The 24728-nt window shown below is 45.2% G+C and carries 26 protein-coding genes and 1 pseudogene; 21 read left to right on the top strand and 6 right to left on the bottom strand.

Going from position 1 to position 24728, the window contains the following annotated elements; all coding sequences use genetic code 11:
* The first annotated feature begins 32 nt into the window (after positions 1–32).
* The 5 genes from Xentx_RS04210 to Xentx_RS04190 all read left to right on the top strand — a co-directional run bounded on the left by Xentx_RS04210 (position 33) and on the right by Xentx_RS04190 (position 3528).
* On the top strand, positions 33–1301 hold the full coding sequence (locus Xentx_RS04210; protein ID WP_074019027.1) for a tyrosine-type recombinase/integrase: 1269 nt from the start codon (positions 33–35) through the stop codon (positions 1299–1301).
* A gap of 1 nt (position 1302) precedes the next feature.
* Positions 1303–1965, top strand: a complete 663-nt coding sequence (locus Xentx_RS04205) for a hypothetical protein (RefSeq protein ID WP_074019026.1) — start codon at positions 1303–1305, stop codon at positions 1963–1965.
* A 464-nt stretch (positions 1966–2429) separates the two neighbouring features.
* Positions 2430–2636 carry a helix-turn-helix transcriptional regulator gene (locus Xentx_RS04200; protein WP_074019025.1) on the top strand — a complete coding sequence of 69 codons (207 nt, stop codon included), beginning with the start codon at positions 2430–2432 and terminating at the stop codon, positions 2634–2636.
* Between the two features lie 4 nt (positions 2637–2640).
* Complete coding sequence (locus Xentx_RS04195) at positions 2641–2916, top strand: helix-turn-helix transcriptional regulator (RefSeq protein ID WP_074019024.1); 276 nt, start codon at positions 2641–2643, stop codon at positions 2914–2916.
* Positions 2917–2934: 18 nt separating this feature from the next.
* On the top strand, positions 2935–3528 hold the full coding sequence (locus tag Xentx_RS04190; RefSeq protein ID WP_074019023.1) for a BRO-N domain-containing protein: 594 nt from the start codon (positions 2935–2937) through the stop codon (positions 3526–3528).
* Between the two features lie 418 nt (positions 3529–3946).
* On the opposite strand, the gene Xentx_RS04185 is transcribed toward Xentx_RS04190, so the two are convergent.
* Positions 3947–4129, bottom strand: a complete 183-nt coding sequence (locus Xentx_RS04185) for a YlcI/YnfO family protein (protein WP_074019022.1) — start codon at positions 4127–4129, stop codon at positions 3947–3949.
* 58 nt (positions 4130–4187) lie between these two features.
* Here Xentx_RS04185 and Xentx_RS18705 point away from each other — a divergent pair, with 58 nt between their 5' ends.
* The 11 genes from Xentx_RS18705 (at position 4188) to Xentx_RS04130 (ending at position 12638) form a co-directional block, all read left to right on the top strand.
* Positions 4188–4571, top strand: a complete 384-nt coding sequence (locus Xentx_RS18705; RefSeq protein WP_139292428.1) for a hypothetical protein — start codon at positions 4188–4190, stop codon at positions 4569–4571.
* Positions 4564–4734: a DUF4222 domain-containing protein gene (locus Xentx_RS04175; RefSeq protein ID WP_074019020.1), complete on the top strand. Its 171-nt coding sequence runs from the start codon at positions 4564–4566 to the stop codon at positions 4732–4734. Before Xentx_RS18705 ends, Xentx_RS04175 begins: the two co-directional genes overlap by 8 nt.
* A 2-nt stretch (positions 4735–4736) precedes the next feature.
* Positions 4737–5042, top strand: a complete 306-nt coding sequence (locus tag Xentx_RS04170) for a hypothetical protein (protein ID WP_074019019.1) — start codon at positions 4737–4739, stop codon at positions 5040–5042.
* Complete coding sequence (locus Xentx_RS04165) at positions 5036–7747, top strand: DUF927 domain-containing protein (protein WP_074019018.1); 2712 nt, start codon at positions 5036–5038, stop codon at positions 7745–7747. Before Xentx_RS04170 ends, Xentx_RS04165 begins: the two co-directional genes overlap by 7 nt.
* Positions 7748–8181: 434 nt before the next feature.
* Positions 8182–8367: a hypothetical protein gene (locus tag Xentx_RS04160; protein ID WP_074019017.1), complete on the top strand. Its 186-nt coding sequence runs from the start codon at positions 8182–8184 to the stop codon at positions 8365–8367.
* A 232-nt stretch (positions 8368–8599) separates the two neighbouring features.
* Positions 8600–9751: a phage major capsid protein gene (locus Xentx_RS04155; protein WP_074019016.1), complete on the top strand. Its 1152-nt coding sequence runs from the start codon at positions 8600–8602 to the stop codon at positions 9749–9751.
* Between the two features lie 42 nt (positions 9752–9793).
* Positions 9794–10342, top strand: a complete 549-nt coding sequence (locus Xentx_RS04150) for an HK97 family phage prohead protease (protein ID WP_074019015.1) — start codon at positions 9794–9796, stop codon at positions 10340–10342.
* Positions 10343–10344: 2 nt separating this feature from the next.
* Positions 10345–11562 (top strand): phage portal protein, encoded by a 1218-nt coding sequence (locus tag Xentx_RS04145; protein WP_074019014.1) that lies wholly within the window; start codon positions 10345–10347, stop codon positions 11560–11562.
* Entirely contained in the window at positions 11559–11897 is a 339-nt protein-coding gene (locus Xentx_RS04140; RefSeq protein WP_074019013.1) for a phage head closure protein, read from the top strand. Before Xentx_RS04145 ends, Xentx_RS04140 begins: the two co-directional genes overlap by 4 nt.
* Positions 11890–12192, top strand: a complete 303-nt coding sequence (locus Xentx_RS04135) for a head-tail connector protein (protein ID WP_074019012.1) — start codon at positions 11890–11892, stop codon at positions 12190–12192. Before Xentx_RS04140 ends, Xentx_RS04135 begins: the two co-directional genes overlap by 8 nt.
* Positions 12192–12638 carry an HNH endonuclease gene (locus tag Xentx_RS04130; protein WP_074019011.1) on the top strand — a complete coding sequence of 149 codons (447 nt, stop codon included), beginning with the start codon at positions 12192–12194 and terminating at the stop codon, positions 12636–12638. Before Xentx_RS04135 ends, Xentx_RS04130 begins: the two co-directional genes overlap by 1 nt.
* Positions 12639–12670: 32 nt before the next feature.
* Here Xentx_RS04130 and Xentx_RS19090 read toward each other — a convergent pair whose 3' ends face one another.
* Positions 12671–12841 carry a hypothetical protein gene (locus Xentx_RS19090; protein ID WP_167366743.1) on the bottom strand — a complete coding sequence of 57 codons (171 nt, stop codon included), beginning with the start codon at positions 12839–12841 and terminating at the stop codon, positions 12671–12673.
* Between the two features lie 70 nt (positions 12842–12911).
* Here Xentx_RS19090 and Xentx_RS04125 point away from each other — a divergent pair, with 70 nt between their 5' ends.
* From Xentx_RS04125 to Xentx_RS04110, 4 genes and pseudogenes are all read left to right on the top strand, one after another.
* Positions 12912–13271, top strand: a complete 360-nt coding sequence (locus tag Xentx_RS04125; protein ID WP_074019010.1) for a phage terminase small subunit P27 family — start codon at positions 12912–12914, stop codon at positions 13269–13271.
* 11 nt (positions 13272–13282) lie between these two features.
* Complete coding sequence (locus Xentx_RS04120) at positions 13283–14944, top strand: terminase large subunit (RefSeq protein ID WP_074019009.1); 1662 nt, start codon at positions 13283–13285, stop codon at positions 14942–14944.
* Positions 14945–15627: 683 nt separating this feature from the next.
* Positions 15628–16452, top strand: a complete 825-nt coding sequence (gene dinD, locus Xentx_RS04115) for a DNA damage-inducible protein D (RefSeq protein ID WP_074019008.1) — start codon at positions 15628–15630, stop codon at positions 16450–16452.
* A gap of 177 nt (positions 16453–16629) precedes the next feature.
* Positions 16630–17126: pseudogene (locus tag Xentx_RS04110) on the top strand (Fic family protein); the annotation flags it as partial.
* Positions 17127–17371: 245 nt separating this feature from the next.
* On the opposite strand, the gene Xentx_RS04105 reads toward Xentx_RS04110, so the two are convergent.
* On the bottom strand, positions 17372–18784 hold the full coding sequence (locus Xentx_RS04105; RefSeq protein WP_074019007.1) for an MFS transporter: 1413 nt from the start codon (positions 18782–18784) through the stop codon (positions 17372–17374).
* 94 nt (positions 18785–18878) lie between these two features.
* On the opposite strand from Xentx_RS04105, the gene Xentx_RS04100 reads away from it, so the two are divergent.
* Complete coding sequence (locus Xentx_RS04100) at positions 18879–19538, top strand: helix-turn-helix transcriptional regulator (protein WP_074019006.1); 660 nt, start codon at positions 18879–18881, stop codon at positions 19536–19538.
* An 83-nt stretch (positions 19539–19621) separates the two neighbouring features.
* Here the strand turns inward: Xentx_RS04100 and Xentx_RS04095 are convergent, their stop codons facing one another.
* The 3 genes from Xentx_RS04095 to selA all read right to left on the bottom strand — a co-directional run bounded on the left by Xentx_RS04095 (position 19622) and on the right by selA (position 24713).
* On the bottom strand, positions 19622–21271 hold the full coding sequence (locus Xentx_RS04095) for an LTA synthase family protein (RefSeq protein ID WP_074019005.1): 1650 nt from the start codon (positions 21269–21271) through the stop codon (positions 19622–19624).
* A gap of 84 nt (positions 21272–21355) precedes the next feature.
* Positions 21356–23257, bottom strand: a complete 1902-nt coding sequence (gene selB / locus Xentx_RS04090; protein WP_074019004.1) for a selenocysteine-specific translation elongation factor — start codon at positions 23255–23257, stop codon at positions 21356–21358.
* A gap of 61 nt (positions 23258–23318) precedes the next feature.
* Complete coding sequence (selA, locus tag Xentx_RS04085; RefSeq protein WP_074019003.1) at positions 23319–24713, bottom strand: L-seryl-tRNA(Sec) selenium transferase; 1395 nt, start codon at positions 24711–24713, stop codon at positions 23319–23321.
* Positions 24714–24728 lie beyond the last annotated feature (15 nt).

Raw genomic sequence — 24728 nt, 5'->3', positions numbered from 1 at the left:
GTGTACCCACTCTAGCCGTAGGAGATAACTCAATGCCAAAGCTCACAGACAAGCAGATCAGAGCATGGATAAAATCAGGAGAGAGATTCGAAGGTAGAGCCGACGGTAACGGCTTATATTTATGCTATAGAGAAAATTATCAGCATCCTGTTTGGCGATTTAGATATAAATTTGCCGGAAAGCGTCGTGCCGTCCTGATAGGTTCATACATTGATCTATCACTAGCTAAAGCACGAGAACTCACCAGAGAGCTATCAGCCCGCGTATCACTGGGCTACGACGTTGCTATGGAGAAACAAGAGCGTAAAGCTGAGGCACTGGCAAAAATTGAGGCTGAAAAAAATGCTATCAAAGTTTCAGATTTAGCAGCCGAATACTTCGAACGACAGATACTTCCTCGTTGGAAACATCCCGACATATTGCGTAGACGTATCGATAAGGATATTAACCCGCGCATTGGTGATATGAATATTGAAGATGTTAAACCCCGTCATATTGATGAAATGCTAAAGAGCATTGTTGACAGAGGTGCACCAACTATAGCGACAGATGTTCTACGATGGGTCAGACGTATATTTGATTACGGTATCAGGCGTCAAATCATTGATGTAAATCCCTGTTCAGCATTCGAGGTTGCTGATGCTGGTGGGAAAGAGGTATCACGCGATAGATGGCTAACCAGAGAAGAACTAATCATTGTGCTGAGGGCATTCAGAACGTCCACAATCAGCCGTCAGAATGAAATCAGCTTTAAGATATTACTAGCTCTATGCTTACGCAAAATGGAGTTATGCGCCGCTCGTTGGGAGGAGTTTGATTTTGCTAATGGAGTTTGGCATTTCCCAGCAGAACGAAGTAAGAATGGTGATGCAGTAGATATTCCTCTATGTCCGCAAGTTATCGATTGGTTCATGGAATTAAAGCCAATGGCCTGTGGTAGTCAATACGTATTGCCAGCAAGAAAAATGCAACATCGCATGATCCCTCATATTCAGGAAACTACCCTACCCGTTGCACTTGCCAAAGTCAGACGCGCATTACCTGTTAACATACCTAACTTCACTATCCACGACTTTAGACGAACCGCCAGAACCCACTTAGCCGCGTTAGGTGTTGATCCGTTTGTGGCTGAACGCTGTTTGAATCATCGCATAAAGGGTGTCGAAGGTATCTATAACCGACATGATTATTTTGATGAACGTAAAGTGGCATTATCTCAATGGTGTAATTTGTTAGTGTCATTAGAAAATGGAAACAATTACAACGTGACTCCAATAAATAAAAATGTAACGAGGAAATAACGTGGTCAGCTTTATTAAATTAGGAATATTTGAACGAGAGGCAAAAACTCCAGCCTTAAATACAAAGCAATTATCTTTATTATTATGTGGACTAAATCCAGACTTAAGAACAGAAGAAATCCCCTCAGATAAGAAATTGGCTTATGATATTTATCACCCTTACATTGGAAAAATAATAAAAACATCTGGATTATTTGGTGGAGGAAATTCTCAGTTACATAACGCAGATCATATGTTTGCTTTAGCCTATCTCTTAGTTGATGAAGAATTAACTCCTCAACCAATTAAAGATCGGTGTTTAAAAGCAGTTGCCACAATTGCTAACAAAAATAACGGAAAAGAAATATTGTCAAAATTGGGAGGAGAGGAGTTATTAGCCAAGGGGGTAGAACTAAGTAAAAATCAGAGAGGAATGCACCGCAAAGAAGACGAAAAAGCAAACACCGAGGTACTACTTGGGTTACTAGTGAAACTCCTTGCTAAAAAGGTAGGTCACTCATATGGAACTGTAGAAAAGCCTCAAATCTCAACAATACATAATGACCTATGCAAACTAGCAGACGAAAAAGGAATTCCCTTAAATGGATTATCAAGATCAACCATTTATAAAAAAATAGGCGACTCTAATAACTGCATTGACTATTTGATTAACTATATAAAATAGACTTTTTAGCCGCAATGCTAGCGGCTTCTTTATCTCACCATTTTACTCTATTTCATTCCGTTTCATGACGTTTCACATAGATTCATGCAATCTCATTTTGTTAAAAAAACCTGTGATTAGAGACTTATAAGTGCCTAGAAGCATATGGATGTTACTTGGCATGTACTGACATCACTCTGACCTCCTCGTGACAAATATTGATATATATTACCCATCGTTGCTCATCGATGTTCATGGGTGTTCACGCATGGTCATAACCCATCATTAACAATCACTTATATCTTGAATAGATAAACCTAATTATTTGATTTGTACGGAGAACACAACAAATTAAATCTTTCACTGGAATTTAAATAAATCACTGGAACATACATATCTTTCAAAAGATTCCAGACTCGCTGGAAACGCTGGTTATTTACCCATACTATAAGAGCATGTACTTTCATTCATAGACAGGCAATAGCATGATAAAACAAACAAATAGCTTTCCTGAGAGTGGTAATGTCCGTATTAAAAATGTTGCTCAATTTTTATCAGTTAGCGAAGCTACTGTTTGGAGAAGAGCTAAAGATCCCGATTTTCCTAAGCCAATAAAACTAACCCCGCGAATTACTGTTTTCGACGCACAAGAAATAAGAAATTGGGTGGATAGTAAAAAGAACGCGAGGTGATGTAATGACAAAATTTATATTACCCACCGACGAACAGCGGAAATATATTCTTTCCGCTTACGGCGAAAGTGAAAGGCGAATAAGAGAAAGGGAACGAGAAAGAATATCCGGTATTTCTCGTAGCTATTGCCATAAATTAGAGGGATTAGGTTTATTTCCGCCTCGCTGTCATTTTGGGCGTAATTCCTGCGCATGGTTATTAAGTGATGTTTTGTGGTGGGTACGTAACCCGCCAACAGTAGAGAACGTAAATAACCCCTATAGCCGAAAATCAAATTAATTAAGACAGGGTAAAACGATGACATCTAAAAATGTGGCCTTAAATGGTCAGGGACTCGCTCACGCTGAAAACAAAAAAAAGGATATTTTAAAAGTTGATCCAGCGGATATCTCATTTATTAAATTTGAAGGCATACAGGTACAGATAATTAAAATTAATAATGAACCGTGGTTTATTGCAAAAGATGTTTGTGACGCACTGGGAATAGTTAACTCGCGTGATGCTTTAAAAGCTCTCGATTTGGATGAAAAAGATACCGTAGCTTTAACCTACGGTATTCAGGGAAACCCTAATAGAGGTGTTATTTCTGAATCTGGGTTTTATAAGCTAATCACCCGTAGCCGCAAGGCCACCAAGCAAGGAACATTCGCCTATCGGTTCGCTAATTGGGTATTTCGTGATGTGATTCCGTCCATTCGCAAAACAGGTTCCTACGGTGTGCCATTTGCTGCGCTGAACGACTTCACACGACGACAGAACGAATACAAAGCAATTGCGTCTCAGCGTGGGCGCGATCTTCAATCATGCAAGGGAGAGCTAGCCAGCTTAAACAAAGAAGGAAGGGAGCTTTGGAGAACATACCAGCCTGACCTTTTGGAAGAGGCAGAATGATGATCGTTATGTCTGGTGACTCCTTGAGGTTAAGGAGTCCTATTGCCGAGGTCATTAACTCAGTGACCTCGAAGAATACCGTAGTCCTCACTTTGGCTGGTCACTCAGCGAAACTTTGCGCTCAGTTCCAATCGAAGAAATATTTCGCTGATGGGTATGCGAATATTTTCGGACAACTCAGTAACTCATTGATATTTAATCAAGCTGCAAATATGCAGTCTGCTTGTAATTTGAGCACCTCACTTAGTGGAGCACAAACTTTGCGACTGTCATTTAGTCAGTCACAAAAAGAAAAGGATAGCACGGCGAATGCTACCCTTTGGGATGATGGCTCTTTCCATCATGAGATAAATCAATTAGTTATCTACACCCTTTTAAGAGAGGCAGTTAGGCTACCCTCTTTAAGAGGTTTGGTTAATTATTGCTCAGATGATGCTTTGGCTTTGCGTTGGCGGCGTTTGGCCTCTGTTTTGATAGCGGCAACAATATATTTACCTGTACTTTCACCTGCTTCTCTTGTCATTTCCATTAACTCAACAACTTCGTGTGGAACACGTGCTACCAATTTTTGTGATTTATTGTTTACGTCTGCTGTTGCCATATGTGACCTCACTATTAAATGGTGGTACACAGTATACATTAAAAAAAGTAAAATAATAGTGTTGACGCATACCGCATTTCATGGCTATAGTGGTGCACACCTTAAGTTTGTGACAGTAGAAAAAAGAACGCCCCCGAATGGTATTCACAGTACCAGACGAGGGCTAACCAAAAACGTAAAGGAGTCTTACGCTATGGATACACCACAGCATAACCAAACTCGCCTTAAATTTACATTCCTAATTGCATCTGGCACTCAACGGCTGGTGGATATTCACCCTGTGCGCCTGATTACTGTACTAGCGGACAGTGAAGGAGAAGCCCGTCTACTGGCTGGCATCTCTTCCCTGATATTCGTTTCCCGTCAAGCATGGGATATCGGTATCGATACCCCTTTCAACTGTAGCGATATGTCTACCGTTCAGGGAGTGAACCATGCGTAACCCCGAACCTCATGACTATTACACCCACAAGAACGGGGAAGCCGTACAGGTGCTATTAGTGGCCTTTAACCGTGTGACCTTTGTCCGTGATGGTTATCACACCCCGTGCATCATGCCATTAAGCCGATTCACTAAAGAATACACCTACGCAGGGAGAGCCTGATCATGTCTGATATCTATAACCACTTGGTACGCACCAGCTTTAATGATCTGAGCACCGAAGAACTCAAAGATCTGCGCAAAAACTCCGAAGGGGCATTGAGTAGCGTGATGGCGGCAATGTCTGCAATGGGGGAAATGGCTTTCTGGTCAGCCGATAACGAAAACTATGACAATCGTCAGGCAAGGGAGGATTTACGCCGTATCGGTGAAGCCCTGATGTACCTACCCCGAATTGCCGAAGCGCTGAACGACACGGAACAAAACGCCCAGTTTGAAATCCATCACCGCGAGGGATTCCCAAAATGGTAAGCCATATTGATATTCGGTCGGTGAAAGCAGCGGCGCAAGGGCAATGGCAAGGTTTGTTGTCTGCCTGTGGGGTGGATGTTCCGGCAAAGGGTAAGCATGGCGCTTGCCCCATCTGTGGCGGTACTGATCGCTTTCACTTCATGGATGACCACGGTAACGGTGACTGGCATTGCCGCCAGTGTGATAACCCGAATCACGGCGATGGCTTTGATTTACTGGTAAGAAGCAAAGGGATAACGATCACTGAGGCAACAAAGATGGTTTCTGATGCTTTATTGCTTCCCTTACCAGAACCCAAGCCCGCCAGAAAGGAGGCTCCAAAATCGGAGGCTCCTCCGATAGCCGAGAAAGTGAACAAGCTGGTGGCTCAGGCTACTATCGGACAATCCGACTATCTGACCAAAAAGGGGCTGCCATGCCCCGATCAGCGATTATTGAAAGATGGCTCTTTAGTGCTGGTCATTCAGGCACTGGACAGCACAATCACCGGTGCTCAGGTCATTAAGCCGAGTGGTGAAAAGCGCTTTGTGCCCGGCTCGAAGAAAAAGGGGAGTTTTATCCCCTTATCGCCCATCACCGGAACGCCGGACACGATCATTATTGCTGAGGGCTATGCAACGGCCTTAACCGTCAGTCAATTGCATGAGGGCTTGGTGCTGGCTGCGCTGGATGAGGGCAATTTATCGGCGGTTGCCGGACTGGTGAGAGAGCGGTGGCCGACAGCAAAAATCATTCTGGCGGCTGATAATGATTGGCATGAATTGGGCGAATTAGACGACAGAGGCAAACCCAAGAAGAACGTCGGCAAGATAGCAGCCGAGAAAACAGCGAAAGCTATTGACGGGTGGATCACATTACCGCCGACAGAACATAAGGCTGATTGGGACGATTATCGCCAGCGTCACGGCATTGAGGCAGCAAAGCAGGCGTTTAGTAAGGGGTTGTATCAGGTGGGAGCGAATATGTCAGTATCAAAATCAGTAGTCATTAATCTGGACGAACACCGGGCGAAAGAGCGTGATCCATTAAAGCCCTTTATTGATGAGCGTAAAAACGGAATTTATTACGTCACGCCAAAGGTGGACAAAGAGAGTGGGGAAATTATCAACCATGAGCAATGGCTCAGTGATTCCATGAAGGTGATCGGACGTGGTCGTGACGATATTGAATTTTATCTTATTATCCAGTGGGAGGAGGACGGGACAACTTACACTGAGGCAGTGAAAACAGGTGATGTTGGTGCAAATGAAGGCTGGCGACAGCTCAAAGCGGCGGGGCTGAATATTGCCACTAAACCTTTTTTACGTCACACGCTATCGGATTGGTTACAACGTTGTGCTAAAAAGACTGACTGGCATATTACCCACTCGACAGGCTGGCAGCATGGGGCTTACATCTTCCCAACCGGTGAAGTGATCGGCAATCCAGAGAAATCCGTTATCTTTTGTGGCAGAACGTCATCAATACGGGGGTATACCGTAGCAGGAACGCCGGAAAGCTGGCGTGACTCCGTGGCAAAACTGGCGAAAGGTAATCCCTTTATGATGCTGTCTATTGCTTCCGCGCTGGCCTCTCCTGTTATCGGCTTGCTGCGTGATGATGGTTTTGGCGTTCACTTCTACGACCAGAGCACCGCAGGGAAAACCACGGCACAAAGTGTGGGCTGTAGTGTCTTTGGTGAACCCTCCGCCATGCGCTTAACGTGGTTTGCAACGACATTAGGGCTGATTAACGAAGCTGCCGCCCATAATAACAACCTGTTACCCCTTGATGAGGTCGGACAAGGTTCATCGGTTAAAGATGTGGCTAATGCATCTTATGCCCTGTTTAACGGTAAAGGGAAATTGCAGGGTGCTAGAAATGGCGGAAACCGTGACATTCTCCAGTTTAAAACGATTGCTATCAGCACTGGCGAGGTCGATCTTGATACATTTGTCAGAAGTGAGGGCAAACGTCTGAAAGCAGGCCAGCTTGTCCGGTTGCTGAATATTCCATTCAGTAGCCCGACTGTTTTACATGGTTATCAGGATGCCAGAGAACACGCTAAGGCAATTGAAAAAGCCATTGCTGACAATCACGGGGCTATTGGGCGGGCATGGTGTGAGTATCTGACCCAACATCAAAAAGCGACCAGAAACACCATTGAGGAAGCCAAAATCCGCTGGAATGGATTGATCCCCAAAGGCGCAGGGGCACAACTGCCCCGCGTAGCTGAACGGTTCGCTATTCTGGAAGGGGCACTAATCGCCGCGACACACCTTACCGGATGGACAGAACAGGAAAGCAGAGACGCAATTCAGCACTGCTTTAATGCGTGGGTAGCTGAATTCGGCACTGCCAATAAGGAGCACCAACAGATACGGGAACAAGCCGAGGCATTTTTAGACCGCTTCGGATTGAGCCGGTACGCACCAGAACCGTACACCTATGATCATGCCATTATTTCTAACCTTGCTGGCTACCGAAAAGATACCAGCGATATCCCCAATAATGGCGGTATTATCCATTTCTACACATTCCCTGATGTGTTCGAGAATGAGGTATCAGAAACGTTCGATACGAAGATGTTCGCGCGGGTGTTGGCTGAATCAGGGATGCTGAGAAAGGCCACAAATGGCGGTTTTAAGGTACAGGGCATGAAGCACAACGGCTCACCCCGTAAGTATTATGTGCTGATGTATTCTGCTGATGAGATGGAAGAATAAATTCTCTATACGCGTAAAACTGACCGACAACACCGACAAACCGACAATGGTTATATAAATATATTATAAATCAATATACTAAAATGTTAAATGTTTGTCGGTACGTTGTCGGTTTGTCGTTTTCATTGTTGGACTTAAAACAAAGCACCTGCCAGAAGAAAAACTTTCTTTTTTGGCAGGCAAAAGGATTCAGAGACGCATGAGAGAGTTTATAAGTGGCATTGTCGAAAACCGACAATAGGAATAAAACTATATCCATATGAAATATAAAAGTAATTTTGTAATTTTAGAGGCATCAAAAAATTGAGCGACAATTAACCGACAACGATTTAACATCATATATCACTGATTAATAATCATAATTTTTTCAATTGTCGGTTTGTCGGCGTTGTCGGTAACTTTTCACTATATATACAAAAAGTAGAGAGGCCAGCATGTCATTAACGAAAATAGAAACGGATAATTTGAAAAGAGATATTCAAGTACTAACTCAAAATGGAACAGTAAGCGCCGATAAAGCCATCGATGCACTGAAAGTGCTTGAATTACGAAGGTTGAACTCTAATCTGGAGTATATCGCTTCCATTGTTGAAAATGCTCCGTGGAACATTAAAGAGTAAAGATTTGTAAATATATCGTCCTCATGTTTCCGCCTGTTTAGACCTCTTGTTTAGAGGTCTTTTTATTCTATTTTTCATGTATATAGTAAGAAATGGCACTCAGACGTGAGCCGCCATCAGGTCGTTTAGTCAAGTTGCGAGAAGCAGCCTGTGAGACGCAGAAAAAGATTATTCGGCCTGTCCCCTCAGTGTTGGTTTCACGTCTTAACATCATTGTTACGGAAACCATTTCATGAAAAAACTGCTCGAATTACGCCAGCAAAAAGCCGATTTAACCCAACAAATGCGCTCACTGCTCACCAAAGCGGAAGACGAAAAGCGCTCTCTTAATGCGGATGAAGCCAAACAGTTTGACGAGCTGCGCACTCAGTCTGATGCGCTGAATACAGAAATAGCCCGTTATGAGGCTTTATCTGATGAAGAACGCAATCAGGCCAAGAAACAGCCTGCCAATGAAACACTCAGTAATGACGAACTGCGCCATTATATTCTGACGGGCGAAACCCGCACCTTGTCTACGGGCGTACCCTCAGAGGGCGGCTATACCGTTATCCCGGAACTGAACAAACAGATCATGCAGCAACTTACCTGTGAGTCGGTTATGCGCCGGATTTGTACGATTAAGACCACGCGCAGCAACGAGTATAAACAGCTTGTTTCGGTTGGTGGCGCAGCGGTCGCCCACGGGGAAGAAGGCAAGGCGCGCAGTGAGACTTCTACACCGAAGATGGAAGAAGTCAGCATCAAGCTGTTTCCTATCTACGCCTATCCTAAGACTACCCAAGAAATCATCGATTTTAGCGATGTAGATATCTTGGGCTGGTTGACCTCAGAAATTGCAGACACCTTTGTGGATACCGAAGAAACGGATCTTGTCAGCGGTGATGGCAGCAAAAAAGCAAAAGGCTTCCTGTCTTATCCCCGTGATACCCAAGCCGATAAGGTACGCACTTTTGGCACCCTGCAAAAGCTGGAAGCAACCAAACTGGAAGCCGATAGCCTGATTGACCTGAAATTCCTGCTCAAGAATAAGTACCGTAAGAATGCGATGTGGGTGATGAACTCCACAACGGCCGCCCAAGTGCAGAAGCTGAAAAACGGTAACGGGGATTACATCTGGCGCGAACGTCTGCAAGCCGGTGATCCTGATATGCTGCTGGGCTTGCCTGTCCATTACCTCGAATTTATGCCCGATAGCCTCATTGGTCTGGGGGATTTCAAACGCGGTTACTTCATCGTTGACCATGAAACCGGCACCCGTACCCGTCCTGACAATATCACCGAGCCAGGATTTTATAAGGTGTATGCCGACAAATATTTAGGCGGTGGGCTGGTGGACTCCAACGCCATCAAGGTACTGGAAGTGAAAACAACCAGTAAATAGCAAGAGGGGCACAACGCCCCTTTTTAGTCTTGGAGTCCATAGATGAAAAATGATTTTGAAATCCGCACTGCTTCACTGTCTGCCAGTGATAAAAAACTGACAGGCTACGTGATTAAGTGGAACAGCCGATCACAAGTCTTGTGGGATGAGTTTGTCGAACAGTTCGCCCCGAAGGCGTTTAGTGCCAGCTTAACGGCGGGGACAGATATCAGGGCACTTTATGAGCATGATCACATGAACCTGTTAGGCCGCACTACGTCTGGTACATTGCAGCTTGCCGAAGATGCCACCGGATTATACTTTGAGTTAACCCCGCCTGATACCCAATTGGGGCGTGATGTACTGGCACTGGTTGAACGGGGTGATATTTCCGGTATGTCCTTTGGTTTTCGAGCCATTAAAGATCAGTGGGATGTGGATCAGGAGCCTTATCTGAGAACCGTTTTAGAAGCTGAATTACGGGAAATCACCATCACCAGTCTGCCCGCCTATCCTGAAAGTGGTGTTGAGATTGCCAAACGTTCGCTGAATAGGGTTAAGCCTAACAATGTGGATTTGCGCCATTACTGGCTACAACTGTCTGAGGTGTGATTATGTGGCCTTTTAAGCGTAAAGCCGCTGAGACTCGCAGTGTCAGTATTGATGAGTTTCTTTCTCTGGCAGGTATATCTAACACCAAATCCGGCGAGCATGTTTCACCGTCTACAGCGGAAGGCTTACCCGCCGTGATGAATGCTGTCACGGTGATTAGTGAAGCCGTGGCGACCATGCCTTGCTATCTCTATCGGGTTCAGCACCAGAACGGCAAAGAATCCCGCGAGTGGCTCAGTGATCACCCCGTAGATTATTTGCTCAATGAATGCCCGAATGACTGCCAGACGCCTTTTCAGTTTAAGCGCACCCTGATGCGTCATTGCTTGTTAAATGGTAATGCCTATGCCGTGATAGTCTGGGGAAACGATGGACAGCCACAATCCTTGCACCCTTACCCGCAGTCGGCGGTGGTAGCGCAACGGCTATCCGATCACCGGTTCGCCTATACCATCACCGAACCTTATAGCGGCAAGGTGAAAACCTACCTACAGGAAGAAATCCTGCATTTGCGCTATGCCACCGAAGATGGCTTTCTTGGTCGCTCGCCTGTCACTATTTGCCGTGAGACATTGGGCTTAGGGCTGGCACAACAACGCCACGGTTCAAGCATCATGAAAGACGGTATGATGGCGGCGGGCGTGATTAAATCCGCTGACTGGCTGGATGGACTCAAGGGCAATAAGGCACTGGAAGCCCTCGAACGTTACAAAGGTGCCCGTAATGCTGGCAAAACGCCCATTCTTGAGGGCGGGATGGAATATCAGCAGTTAGGCATGAGTAATCAGGATGCGGAATGGCTGGCCTCTCGTCGCTTCACCATTGAAGATATTGCCCGTATGTTCAACGTTAGTCCTATCTTTCTGCAAGAGTACTCAAACAGTACCTACAGCAACTTTAGCGAAGCCTCACGCGCTTTTTTGACGATCACCATGCGCCCGTGGCTGGCCAATTTTGAGCAACAAATCAAATCCGCCTTGCTGATGACATCACCAAAACGGGGCATTCGCTACCAAGTTGAGTTTGATACCGCCGATTTATTGCGTGCCAATCCCAAAGAACGTTTCCAGAGTTATGAGACGGCGATTAAATCCGGTGTGATGTGCCCGAATGAAGCCCGTGAACGGGAAGGCTTATCCCCCCGTGAAGGCGGCGATGAATTCAGTCAGGCATGGAAGCAGACGGTAGAAGTGAAGAAACAACCGGAGGGCAAGGAATGAGAGCAGGCGCATTAAGGCATCGTATCACGTTACAAAACTTCACCCAGATCCAATTACCATCGGGGCAGCGTATGCAAAAATGGCAGGATGTCGCCACGGTCTGGGCGGAGGTCAAACATATCAGCGGGCGGGAATTGCTCGCCTCTGGTGCAGTGTTCACCGAAGCCACCGTGCGTATCTGGCTGCGTTACCGTCCTGATATCACTACCGCAAACCGTATCTTCTATCAGGGTGACAGTGCCAGCGGCCAGTTCTTTAACATTGTGGCGGTTATCCCCGATCCCCAACACACCCGCTTAGAGCTGCTTTGCAAGAGAGGCTTACCGAATGGATAAGATTGATATTCCCCTAAGCGAAATCAAACAACATTGCCGGATAGACGAAAGCAATACGCTTGAAGACGAACTGCTTAAGGGCTATGCCGGGGCTGCATTGGAAGTTTGCCAGCAACATATCGGTAAACGATTTGATGAAGGCTTGGTATTCAGCCCTGCTATTAAAGTGGGCTGCTTACTCTATATCGGCTTGTTGTATGAGAATCGAGCGATGGCAACGGAGGCAGAGCTTAAGGAGGTGCCTTTTACCATCAAATCCCTGTGGTCTGTCTATCGTGATGCAGGAGTGTACTGATGCCGTGGCAACCGTTAAAGCGCTGTAGCTATCCCAATTGTCGTGAGCGGGTCAAGTCTGGTCGTTGTGAACAGCACCGACGAGAGATTAACCGACAGCAGGACAAGCAACGGGGTTCAAGGCGTGAACGTGGCTATACGCCAGCATGGGATAAATACCGTCTGCAATTCCTTAAGGCTAACCCGCTGTGTGTGCATTGCTTAAAGCAGGACAGCTACACCCCGGCAACGATTGTGGATCACATTATCCCCATTGATGGCGGTAGTGATGTGTTGTTCTGGCCTGACTTCAATCACCAGCCGCTATGCAATAGCTGCCATAGTCGAAAGACCGTGACCACTGACCCAACAACGAAACAGCGGCGTAAGAATGGGGAATATCGGGAACGGGAAGCAAAGGCAGCCCAGCGCAATGACTGGATTCATGAGTATAACCAAGATGCGTGAAGATGAAGTGGATCAACTCCTTAAAGGGTTACTCAAGCACAGTGAACCTTACCGACAACAAAATCAGATTGCGCCTGAGAAGCCCATAGCGAGGCGCAAGACACAGCGTGATAGGGAGCTAATGGAATGCTTTCGAAATCGTTAGAGAAGCGTACAGAGGGGGTAGGGGTGTCAAAAATGACAAACGCCCTGTCTCGTGGCACCACCCGCCGCTCAAATTTTTATGCACGGCACTTTTTTCAATAGCAGTAACTTCATAGGAAACAATCTATTATGGCAAGAGCACCCAAACCCCCTGAGTATTTAAATGATATCGCCGCGCAGCAATGGAAATCGAAAGCCAAAATCCTCAATGAACGGGAAGATCTCAGCCCGGCGGACTGGAACAACTTAGAACTCTATTGCGTCAACTATGCGATTTACCGTAAGGCCGTTGAAGATATTGAAGTACGCGGGTTCGCAGTGGAAGGTTCACGCGGCGCAGCGACCAGTAACCCGTCACTGAAAGCGAAGGCCGATGCCGAGAAAATCATGATAAAAATGTCGTCATTGCTGGGCTTCGATCCGGTATCCCGCCGCCGAAATCCGGTAGAAAGCGATGAACCCGATGATTTAGATGTGCTGATGGCCTGAGTGATACCCCGATGAACGCATGGGAACAGTACGCTTTTGATATCGAAAACGGCACAATTCCGGCCTGTAAGCGCGTAAAACAGGCCGTGAAGCGCTATTATAATGACCGGAATAACCCGCTTTATGTGTTCGATACCGAAGTCGTAGCGCGTTTTATTGGCTTTGCCCGTCTCTGCCCGCACGTCAAAGGGCACTTGCGCGGTAAACCCATCATGCTTGAGCCGTGGCAGCAATTCGCTTTTGCCAACCTGTTCGGCTTCAAAGTGAAGGCCACAGGTCGCCGCAAATACCGCAGTGCTTACATTCAGGTGCCGCGCAAAAATGCCAAATCCACGGTAGCCGCGATACTGGCTAACTGGTTTCTGGTGATGGAGAACGGGCAGCAGGATATTTACACCGCCGCCGTGAGTCGGGATCAGGCGCGTATCGTGTTTGATGATGCCCGGCAGATGTGCCTGTTATCCAAACCGTTCAAGAAGCGGGTATCTATCCAGCAACACAAAGTCACCTATGCCAAGAGCAACAGCCTGTTAAAGCCACTGGCAGCCAAAGCCGCCACGATTGAGGGCACTAACCCCTCTCTTGCTATTGTTGATGAATACCATTTACACCCGGATAACGCCGTGTATTCTGCTCTTGAGCTGGGCATGGGCGCACGTCCCGAAGGTATCCTGTTTGCCATTACCACGGCAGGCAGTAACGTAATTTCAGCCTGTAAGCAGCACTATGATTATTGCTGCCAGATATTGAATGGCGAAGAGCAGAACGCATCATTATTTGCCCTGATTTACGAGCTGGACGACGAGCACGAGATTGATGATGAAGCGCTCTGGATAAAGGCTAACCCGAATCTGGATGTCTCAGTAGACAGCGCCGCACTGCATGACACGATACAGAAAGCCCGCGGCATTCCCTCACAATGGACAGAGATGTTAACCAAACGCTTTAATATCTGGTGTCAGGGCGAAACGCCGTGGATGGGTGAAGGCGCATGGAAAGGCTGCCAGTCAGACTATGACGAAAACGACCTCAAAGGCTTGGAATGCTACGCTGGATTAGATTTATCTTCAACGGGGGATATCACCAGTATCTGTTACACGTTCCCCGTGGATAACGAACTGTTATTACTGACCCGTCACTATTTACCCGAAGCCCAGCTACAGAACCCTGCTAATAAGAATCGGGCAGTGTATCGCCAATGGGCACAAATAGGCTGGATACGTACCACGACCGGCGATTGTATTGATTATGATCGTATCCGTGATGACATTCTCAAAGACAGCCAACACTTTGATATCAAACTGGTGGGCTTTGACACATGGAACGCCACACACTTACGCACACAACTACAGGGTGCAGGGCTGGATGTTGAGCCGTTCCCGCAAACCTATATGCGGTATAGCCCGGTGGCGAAATCGGCGGAGGTGTTCGTGAATCGCAAGGTCATTCGTCACAACGGCGATCCGGTGCTCGCATGGGCGATGTCCAATGTGGTGATGGAAACGGACGCGAACGCCAATATCAAACCGAACAAAAAGAAATCCGCGAACAAAATCGACCCTGCTATTGCGTTCCTGATGAGCTTCGGCACATGGCAGGCCGAGCATGAAGACTTTGCGTTCAGCCTCAATGAGGAACAGAGGCAACGGCTGGCTGATTTTGATGGCATTTAGCTAACCCGTTGATTTAACTCATATCCTGCATGGAGCAGGAATTATTAATAATCAATGAGTTACGTAGGTATGTGTTATAACTTATTGATTTTACTTATTTCCGGCATGGTGACAGAGATTAAGGAAATCAAGGAGTTAGCTAACTATAGAACAAATCCCTATTTAGGGTATAGAGGAAATCTCAATACCTTTTGCTTTTGTACATGCGGGATTTCCCCGTATGTAACTGACCCAATTATTTTGGGTTACCTGTCTCGTAGTCAGGAACAAGAACTACATCTCTTTAAGAGGTTTAGTTATAGATCACCCAATAGGTTGAACTGCCCCTCTTTAAGAGGTTCAGTTTAAGCACCGAAAATATCGGTATGCAAAATCCAATGTCCGATAATCGGACTTTGCTCGTATCATTTAGCGACGCGGTTAATAAACACACTTCTTAAAGAGATGGGCTTATCAGGTGAAAAATATTTTTCGGTTGCTATTATTACGTTTGAAACGAACTGATTAACCACTGCCAGCATTTCAAATCGCAGCAGTGAAAAATCACGATGCCGTTTGAAACGGAGGCAGTGACAAAATACGGGGATGTTATTCTTGGATGGCTAACAGTATTTGAATTATGTTAAGAGTAAGCTATCTGTATTATCAATCTATACCACTAACAAACATGAGAGGTTCGATACATGGAGCAACACCACCAGCCATTTGAAGAAATAAAAAGAATTGATGAATCTGGTATCGAATTTTGGTCAGCTAGAGAGCTTTCTAAGCTTCTTGAATATTCAGAGTACCGCCACTTCACGCCTGTTTTAGAGCGAGCTAAAGAAGCCTGCTCCCATAGCGGGCACAATATTGAAGACCATTTCGAGGATGTCCTCGATATGGTCAATATTGGCTCAGGTGCACAAAGAAAATTAAAGGATGTGATACTGTCTCGCTATGCTTGCTACCTCGTTGTACAAAATGGCGATCCAAGCAAACCAGTGATAGCCGCAGGACAAACATATTTTGCAGTTCAGACTAGGCGACAAGAGCTAGCAGATAATGATGCGTTCAAAAAATTACGCGAAGATGAAAAACGGTTATTTCTGCGAAATGAATTAAAAGAGCATAATAAACAGTTGGTTGAAACAGCCCAGCGAGCAGGAGTAGAAACAAATATTGATTTTGCCATTTTCCAAAATCACGGCTATCAAGGTTTATACGGTGGACTAGACCAGAAAGCAATCCACCAGCGAAAAGGCTTAAAAAAATCACAGCGCATATTAGATCACATGGGGTCAACGGAGCTTGCTGCTAACTTATTTAGAGCAACTCAAGCCGAGGAAAAGCTGAGACGGGATAACGTAAAAAGTAAAACGCAAGCAAACAAGACTCATTTTGATGTTGGAAGTAAAGTAAGAGATACGATCCAAGAGTTGGGCGGAACAATGCCAGAGGATTTACCACCACCAGAGAAAAGCATCAAGCAATTAGAAACGATAGCCAAGAAAAAACTCAAAAAGTAATCACATCGCTAATACGTGATTTTCATGCTTGTACGCATTTTTATCAATTCAGGGTACACCTCGATTTAGCGTGTACCCAAGGGTGTACCCCTAGAAAATATTGAATAACACCAATCCAGCATTCATGCTGGTTTAAGCCACCTACTCAATGAATAAATTCGGATGGCTTTTTTACTATCAGAGCATCTTCCGCCTGATAGCATAAAAGTCCCTGACTATATGAATGAATTAACCTCTTTCATTAACCATGAAGACAGCCCTAAATACGATTTAATGAAAATGGCTCTTGCCCATCATCGCTTTGGTTGGATTCATCCTTTCAGCAATGGAAACGATCGAACAGTAAAGATTGTTAACTTGGCATTACTTATCAAGTATGGATTTAATGTTCAAGCTGGCAGCAGAGTTCTCAATCCTACAGCAGTGTTTTGCAACGATAGAAACAAATATTATGAAATGTTATCGAAAGAAGATCTTGGAACTCATGAAGGGCTTGAAGAATGGTGTACTTATGTATTGGGCGGTATCTCTACTGAACTAAACTAGTAGAACAGAAACTATTAGAGCCAACATCAGATAAAGCCAGAAGCTACGCGATTAATATATCTCATTCATCTCTGATAAGAGGAATCATTCAATCATTGAGAAATGAAGGATTCGTTCATAGCTTATAGCTATCAATACCCACCATCAATATTTAGCTTGGCAAAAACACGGATATCCACCTTGATTTTCAGAAGGATAAGCTAATTTTACCCAATCGTATTTATCTTTGTTTTTTAACATTCACGTAAACCTACTTTCAGTCTTTGTAATCAGTTATATCATCAAATAACTGAAGCAACAGTAATAGAATTAAAATATCCAATCGAGAAAACGGCATTACTTTTCCTTTATAATAATGCCGTTAATAATAAATCTATTCTTCTACCTTAATTTTTGCTAATTGGAATGCTGTTAATAATGCCAATATTGGTGCAATAGAAAAGAGTAAAAATAGCCAATAAGAAGAAGAAGCTGCCCCTTCAACTCCCCCTGGTTGATAAAATCCAAATAAATTGACAATCATCCCCCCCAGTGCAGAACCAAATGCAGAGGCAAATAACTGTATGGTGGTAATAGATGAACCGGCGATGCTTTTATCCACCTCACTGGAAACCTGCAAAATGAGGGTCAAAATATGAGGCCAGCCGAATCCAACCCCAAAGCCAAACACCCCCAATCCCAAGCTCATCGGTAGCATAATCTGCCACTCCCCTGTCGACTGGGATGGCAACAATACAAGCAACAACAACATACCAACCAACATGAAGATAGGGCCACTGACAATTGCAAACCACATCTTTGCTCCTTGCCAGCTAGCACTGAGTATTTCCCCTATAGTCCAACCCATTGCCACGAAAGCAACCATATAACCAGAGGCCAAAGGGGATTGCCCATGCAGAATTTGCAGAAAATAAGGAATAAAAACATCCCCCGATAAACCCATTACCAATAGAAATAGGGTAGTGAATAAAACCAAATGGGGAGAACGTAAACTTAAGGTATTTTCAGGCAATAACCTTGCTGAAGCTCGGCGCTCATGGATGATCAATAAAAAAATTAATACCACAGCAGCAACAATGCCAAGAATGTTGAGCCGAACATCTTGTGACAAACTGCCTGAAGAAACCGCCAATACCGCTGCTGACAATAGGATCAATTGCACAATGGGCAATGCTGTTTTGGTTTTATTCTGCACCTCTGTTTTAGGTAAAATCAGGTAGGTAAATACGGAATAACACAGAATAATGGGAAGCATAATGCCAAAAGCGTAACGCCATGCATCCATTTCAGCAAAAACACCGCCAATAGCTGGACCTATTAAAGTCGCTACGCCCCACATCCCCGAAACCAACGCTATAGCTCGAGGCCAAAGTGATTGAGCAAATACGAGATTAATCATCAAATAGGAAAGGGCAAACAAAAATCCACCACCAAGACCCTGAGTGGCTCGGCCAACTAGCATGATTTCCATCGTCGGTGCAAGGGTACAGAGTAAGCTGCCGATGAAAAAGACCAATGATGCAACCAGATAAGCATTTCTTGCGCCTAATGCACTCAATAATCTCGTAGAAAGAACGGAGCCAATAATCGATGCCACGACAAACAATGTCGTATTCCAGGCATAGAGATTCAATCCTCCAATATCATTTACGACAGAAGGCAGAATAGTAATCGCAATTAAGGTATTAATTGCCATCAATACCACGCCCAGTGAAAGTGCTATCGCACTCGGAGCATTTTTGCTGGAAAACAGATCCCTCCAGCGGCTTTCCTCAGTCATTATCATAATTTTTGCCCTGAACACAGGTTGAGTTGTGAAAAATCTTACGCTAAATTAAACAAGATAAATCTTGGAATAAATTAATGTCGGGATCAACAATATGTCAAGCGATGACTTGGAAAATAGTACAATCGTAGGGCAAACAGTGAGTGAGAAGCTATTAATGCTGCTAAAAACTCAAGGTGCCTTACAAGCCTCTGATGCCGGCAAATTATTGGGCACAACTGGAGAAGCAGCCCGTCAACAATTTGTGAAAATGGCTAAGGAGGGATTAGTTGAAGCAAAATCAGAAACGAGGGGCGTTGGGCGTCCAGTACAGCTTTGGCATATCACAGAGAAAGGCCATGCCAAATTTCCTGATGCCCATGCAGAGCTAACAACGCAACTGATCTCGATTATTCGTAGCCAGTTGGGTGAAGATGCTATGGCCGTGATTATCAGTGCCCGTGAAAAAGAGGCTTTTTCCAACTATAAAAAGGCGATGGAGGGTGCTACAGAGTTACAGGAGAAGGTTGAGCGTCTGGTCTCGATCCGCTGCCGAGAAGGCTACATGGCTTATTATTCTGTTGAAGAAAATGGCGATATTCTGTTTTTTGAAAACCATTGTCCAATTTGTGCCGCAGCCAAATTGTGCCAGGGCTTTTGTCGGACAGAACTGAAACTGTTTCGGGAGATCCTGCAAGCCAATGTGGAAAGAACCGAATATATCCTTAGTGGTCACCGACGCTGCGCTTATCGCATCACAGCCTCACGTTCTTGATACAAATTTTGCTTGATATAAGCCTTCAAATAAACCTACGCAATATTTCAGTTGCGGAGGTTTCTTTATCAGAAGGGATAAAATTATTCCTTACCTGCCGCCGCCAACTGCTGGTAAATATAATGTTTATAACTCTCTACCAGTGCACTATCCTGGCAATCATTTAAGGCACCATCACATAAATGGCGCATGATCATATTCGCCTGATAAAACGCTGGGGCTGATAAACGGGCACGCTCCAGAATTATTCCACCGAGGAAGGAAATATCTGTCAGTTTGCCCGTTGTTATTGATGCTCCCTGTTTCAGGTTATCCCGCAAAGTAAACTGAGTAACATGTGCTGGATCAGGTAGCGGAGAGTTATAGTGATCAAAATTTATGTTTGGCTGGTGATCACCAAAATAGAGGAAAACGGTGGGCTTATCGCGAGTGGCAACGAATTCACTGAAATCCCTGATAGCAGGATCAGACGCCACGATTTTTTCCATGTAATGGCTAAATTTACCCGCCGTTGTTGCAGAATTAACTTTATCAGCCAAACCATAATCATCATGATGGCTCTCTTCATAAGGCCCATGTTCATACATGGTCAGAGAGAAAATAAAAATCGGCTTGTCTGTTTCCTTAGCTAAGATAGTTTTCACATAAGACAACATGTCTTGTGTCGGGATTTTCCACAAATTTTCATCCATGTCTGCGGGGTAACCTAACTCCTGCGGTTGGATAATTCGATCAACGCCCAATATCTTATAAGCATGTCCCGCATGGTAAGCCGATTTATTAAACGGTGTCAGAACAGCCGTGTAATAGCCATTGTCTTTCATTGCCCGGAACAGGCTGTTTCTCAGGTGATCAACGACAAAATAAAACACCGCATTTTTACGTGAACCAAAATCATCTGTATTCAATCCGGTTAAAACGGAAAATTCAGATAACCAGGTTCCACCACCAAAGGTTTGTACCCTGAGTGGGCTTTGGGCGCTGACATCCGCGTCACGCCGGAACATGTAGAGATCTGGCAACTGCACATTGGCAGGTAATTGGTAAATATGGGGATTGACAGTGGACTCTTGCAGCAATACAACTACATCGGGTTTAACCTCTGACTGAGGTTCAGGCAATGTCACTTGTTTCGCCTGCTGCAAGAAATAATCAGCAGATGAGCCGAATTTTGGTGGCTGATATTGCGCATCTGAGGCAGACATCACCATATTGGTCACCGTTCCCCGCCCCTTCGGTAATTCCCCTTGCCATTGAGCATGGTAGGCACTAACCGTTAGGTTGACACCCCAGGCACTCACGACCATCAAAATGATACTGGCGAAGCGCCATTTAATTCCACGTGCAGAATGTACTACTTTCCAGCTTAATATCATGTTGAATATCAACCAGATAAACATCGCCACTACAGCGATACCCGCCAGCCAATAATGGTGTAAAGTCTCCTGATTTGAAGGATCTAACATAACATTCAAATCAGAAAACATCAGGTGTTCTTTATAGTAATGGATTTTTATCTGGTTGAGGAATTTTAGGATGATAAACAACGTTCCAGTGAATACTACCGAAAATAACCAGCGCGCTGAAACTAAAAAAGCCAGGCCAAAGATGATGCCGAATACGCCGACAGATACCAGTGCAGGATAAATATCTCCACCTTTCTCAAACACTAATATCAAGGAAGCAATCAACAACAATCCAAGATAAATCCTCGAGATTATCTTCTTTTTCATACTCTATTGAATTCCACACATGAGTTCAGTTTGCCAACCCGATGAAAAATAGCACAGATTGTCAAAGATACTGTAAATAAAATGCTAAAAAATGCCCTCATCCCGTAAAACATGCAAATTCGCTTTCCTGCGGGTAAAACCCGTACGATTAAAATATTCCAGTAATTGGATCGCTAATTTCCGGCCAATCCCCAATTCATCCCGAAAATCGATTGCCGTTATGCCGCCTTTAGTCTGAGAATAGCTGCGAATTAAATCAGCAATCTGCTGAATGCGCTGTCGATGGTAATAGCGATCAGACACAATGGCGATAATGAGTCCTAATTGTGCTGCTTTTCGCAAAAGACGACGTGTGATCTCTTCATCTTCCCCCATTTCAGTTGCCAAATCGCGTACCCACCACGCTTCCGCTTTAAAATAGGACTCTGCTTTTAACCACAAACACGCCTGCTCTGGGGTAAACATCAATCCATGCTCAGGCACGTGCAACCAACCATGGGTTTGTTTTAGCTTTTCGTGTTCCAATAGCCGATTGATAAGTTTATAAACCAGCATGTCATCCAGTGTCGGTAAAGCCATGCGTTTCAAACGCGCCTTCCCCACACCCAATTGATCGGGGTGTTTTTCGTGGTATTCCACGACAGTCTGCAATAGTTTTTGTTCTGCCAACACCGCATGATGCTGCGATAGTACCCAATCACCTGCAATAATCACCGGTATCTCGGCCAGCAATCTGTTGAGCTGACTCTCTGTCAACTGACGTGCCCATGCAAAGTGGTTAAGTGACAATGCTCCACGCGTTAAATATAAGGTGAGATTTTCCAACTGGCTGCGCGTTCGAGCCAGTTGGGATAACCAATGAAGAAATTCAGGCTGTCGTTTCCCCCTGCGCGGGGAATTTAAGCTAACGACACGTGCCCCTGCCAGCGTTTTTCTGGCGCTGATGTCACGCAGTATCAGGCGATCATTTTCCACCAGCCACAAAGGGCGATCCAGCGTCAACTCAGCCAATATTGGCGCAGCGGTTAGTGCGTTCAAGATAGATATTCTGCCGGTGATATGGCTGGTGGCATGATGGATATGGAGAGATTGCCAGTTTTGCAGCGGTGAGTCAGCTTCAATTTCTACTAATACCTTTTCAGCCGCAAGCGTTGGTTTCTGTAATAACAGCCAGTCACCACGGGAAATTTGCTCTTTACTGATATCACCAACGATATTCAATGCAATACGCTGTCCCGCCTGAGCACGCTGAACGGGTTGATTCTGGGCGTGCAAGCCACGCACTCTCACGGCTTGATCACTACCAGTCAGCCACAAAATATCACCGACATCGATACTTCCTGCTAACGCCGTTCCGGTGACAACCAACCCAGCACCTTTAATAGTAAAAACACGATCGATAGCCAAACGAAAGCGTTGCTGCAATTTTTCATGCTGAGGGTTTTGCCAGGCAAAAGAAGAAGAGCGAACTTGATGGGCAGCATAAAACTGATGGATAGACAGCAAATGCTCTCTTAGTGGGATAATGCCTTCTTTCGTGATGGCTGCCGTTATAAACAAAGGCACCGATTGCCAACCTTGTGATGCTAATAGTTGCCCGACTTGTTGCCGAACCTCCTCAATCCGTGCTCGTTCGACGCTATCTGCTTTGGTCAATACAACCGTAATATCAGGTCGCCCAATCAAACGCAAAATTGCCAGATGTTCCCGCGTTTGAGCCATTACACCATCATCACAAGCTACAACCAGCAGAATATGATCTATGCCACCAATTCCCGCTAACATATTGGACAGGAATTTTTCATGTCCCGGTACATCAACAAACCCCACCGAAGATCCATCTGGTTGTGGCCAGTAAGCATAACCGAGATCGATAGTCATACCGCGTTTTTTCTCTTCCGGCAAATGGGTAGTATCAATACCCGAGATCGCTTGAATGAGTGTTGTTTTACCGTGATCAACATGTCCCGCTGTGGCAAAAATCATAGTTATCGAGCCTATTTTTTATAGCAATCATTTTTATAACAACCGTTTTTACAACACGTTTTTACAACAACAATAGTGCCCGCAATAATGCATTTCCATCTTCCAGGCAACGCAGATCCAGCCATAATCGGCCATCATACAGACGCCCAATCACCGGTTTTTTCAAATTGCGCCATTGGTGAGCCAAATTTTCCAATGTGCTGCCACGACCATCAATGGCGGTAAAAGTCAGCGACCAACTGGGCAACCGATCTACCGGCAAAGAGCCACTGCCAATTTGGGAATAGCAAGGTTCATCACGAACAACGAATTTTTCGCTGTAATATGCCCGAATCTGGGGAATGAGCTGTTGCGCCATATCACGGATTTCACTTTGCGTGCGCGTTAACAGACGTAAAGTCGGTAATTTCTGCCGAAGTTGCTCAGGATGTTGGTAAAGACGTAAAGTGGCTTCCAATGCTGCCAACGTCATTTTATCTGCCCGCAATGCACGCTTCAGGGGATGATGCTGGATAGCGTCTATCCACCGCTTTTTGCCAACAATAATGCCGGCTTGTGGACCACCCAATAATTTATCGCCGGAGAAGGTCACTAAATCGATACCGTGGTTCAGGTAATCCTGAGGCATTGGCTCAGCCGGCAAACCATATTGCGTCATGTCTGTCATAGAGCCACTACCAAGATCGATGGCGGTCGGAATTTGGGATGCCATACCCAGCTTCGCCAATTCTTCTGCCGATACTTCAGCCGTGAAACCTTCAATACTGTAATTACTGGTATGCACCTTCATTAGCATCCCTGTATCAGAATTGATTGCTTGCTGGAAATCTTTCAGATGTGTTCGGTTAGTCGTCCCCACTTCTACCAAACGACAACCAGCTTGCACCATCACATCAGGAATACGGAATGCCCCGCCAATCTCTACCAATTCACCGCGGGAAATGACAACTTCTTTTCCTTGCGCCACTGTTGCCAGCATCAGTAAAACTGCGGCGGCATTATTGTTAACGATGCAGGCATCTTCTGCCCCTGTTAACGTACAGAGTAAATCAGCCAATGCACGATCACGGTGTCCGCGACTGGCACCATCAAGCGAATATTCCAACGTAACCGGTGAACGCATTGCCTGTGTCACTGCTTCAATTGCCGATTCAGCCAACAATGCTCGCCCTAAATTGGTATGGAGCACTGTTCCACTCAGGTTAAATACTGGCTTTAATGCTGACGTTTGAATCTTGTCCAGTTTTCGCTGCAATGATGCAACCCAATCGTCACTCCACTCTGGCAAGGCTTGATGTTCGCGAATATTAAACCGTGCCTGTTCTTGCATATCCCGCAATATATCTACCACTTGCGTCTGTCCATAAAACGCAATCAGCGAGGTGATTTGCGGCTCTCGCAACAATCTGTCAATGGAAGGTAATTGACGGTACAGCGAGTTGGTTGCTTGTGTCATCGCTTCCCCACCATA

The sequence above is a fragment of the Xenorhabdus thuongxuanensis genome (assembly GCF_001908095.1).
Taxonomy (GTDB): Bacteria; Pseudomonadota; Gammaproteobacteria; order Enterobacterales; family Enterobacteriaceae; genus Xenorhabdus; species Xenorhabdus thuongxuanensis.
The sequence above is the reverse complement of the archived record's forward strand: the minus strand, read 5'-3'. Positions and strand labels throughout refer to the sequence as shown.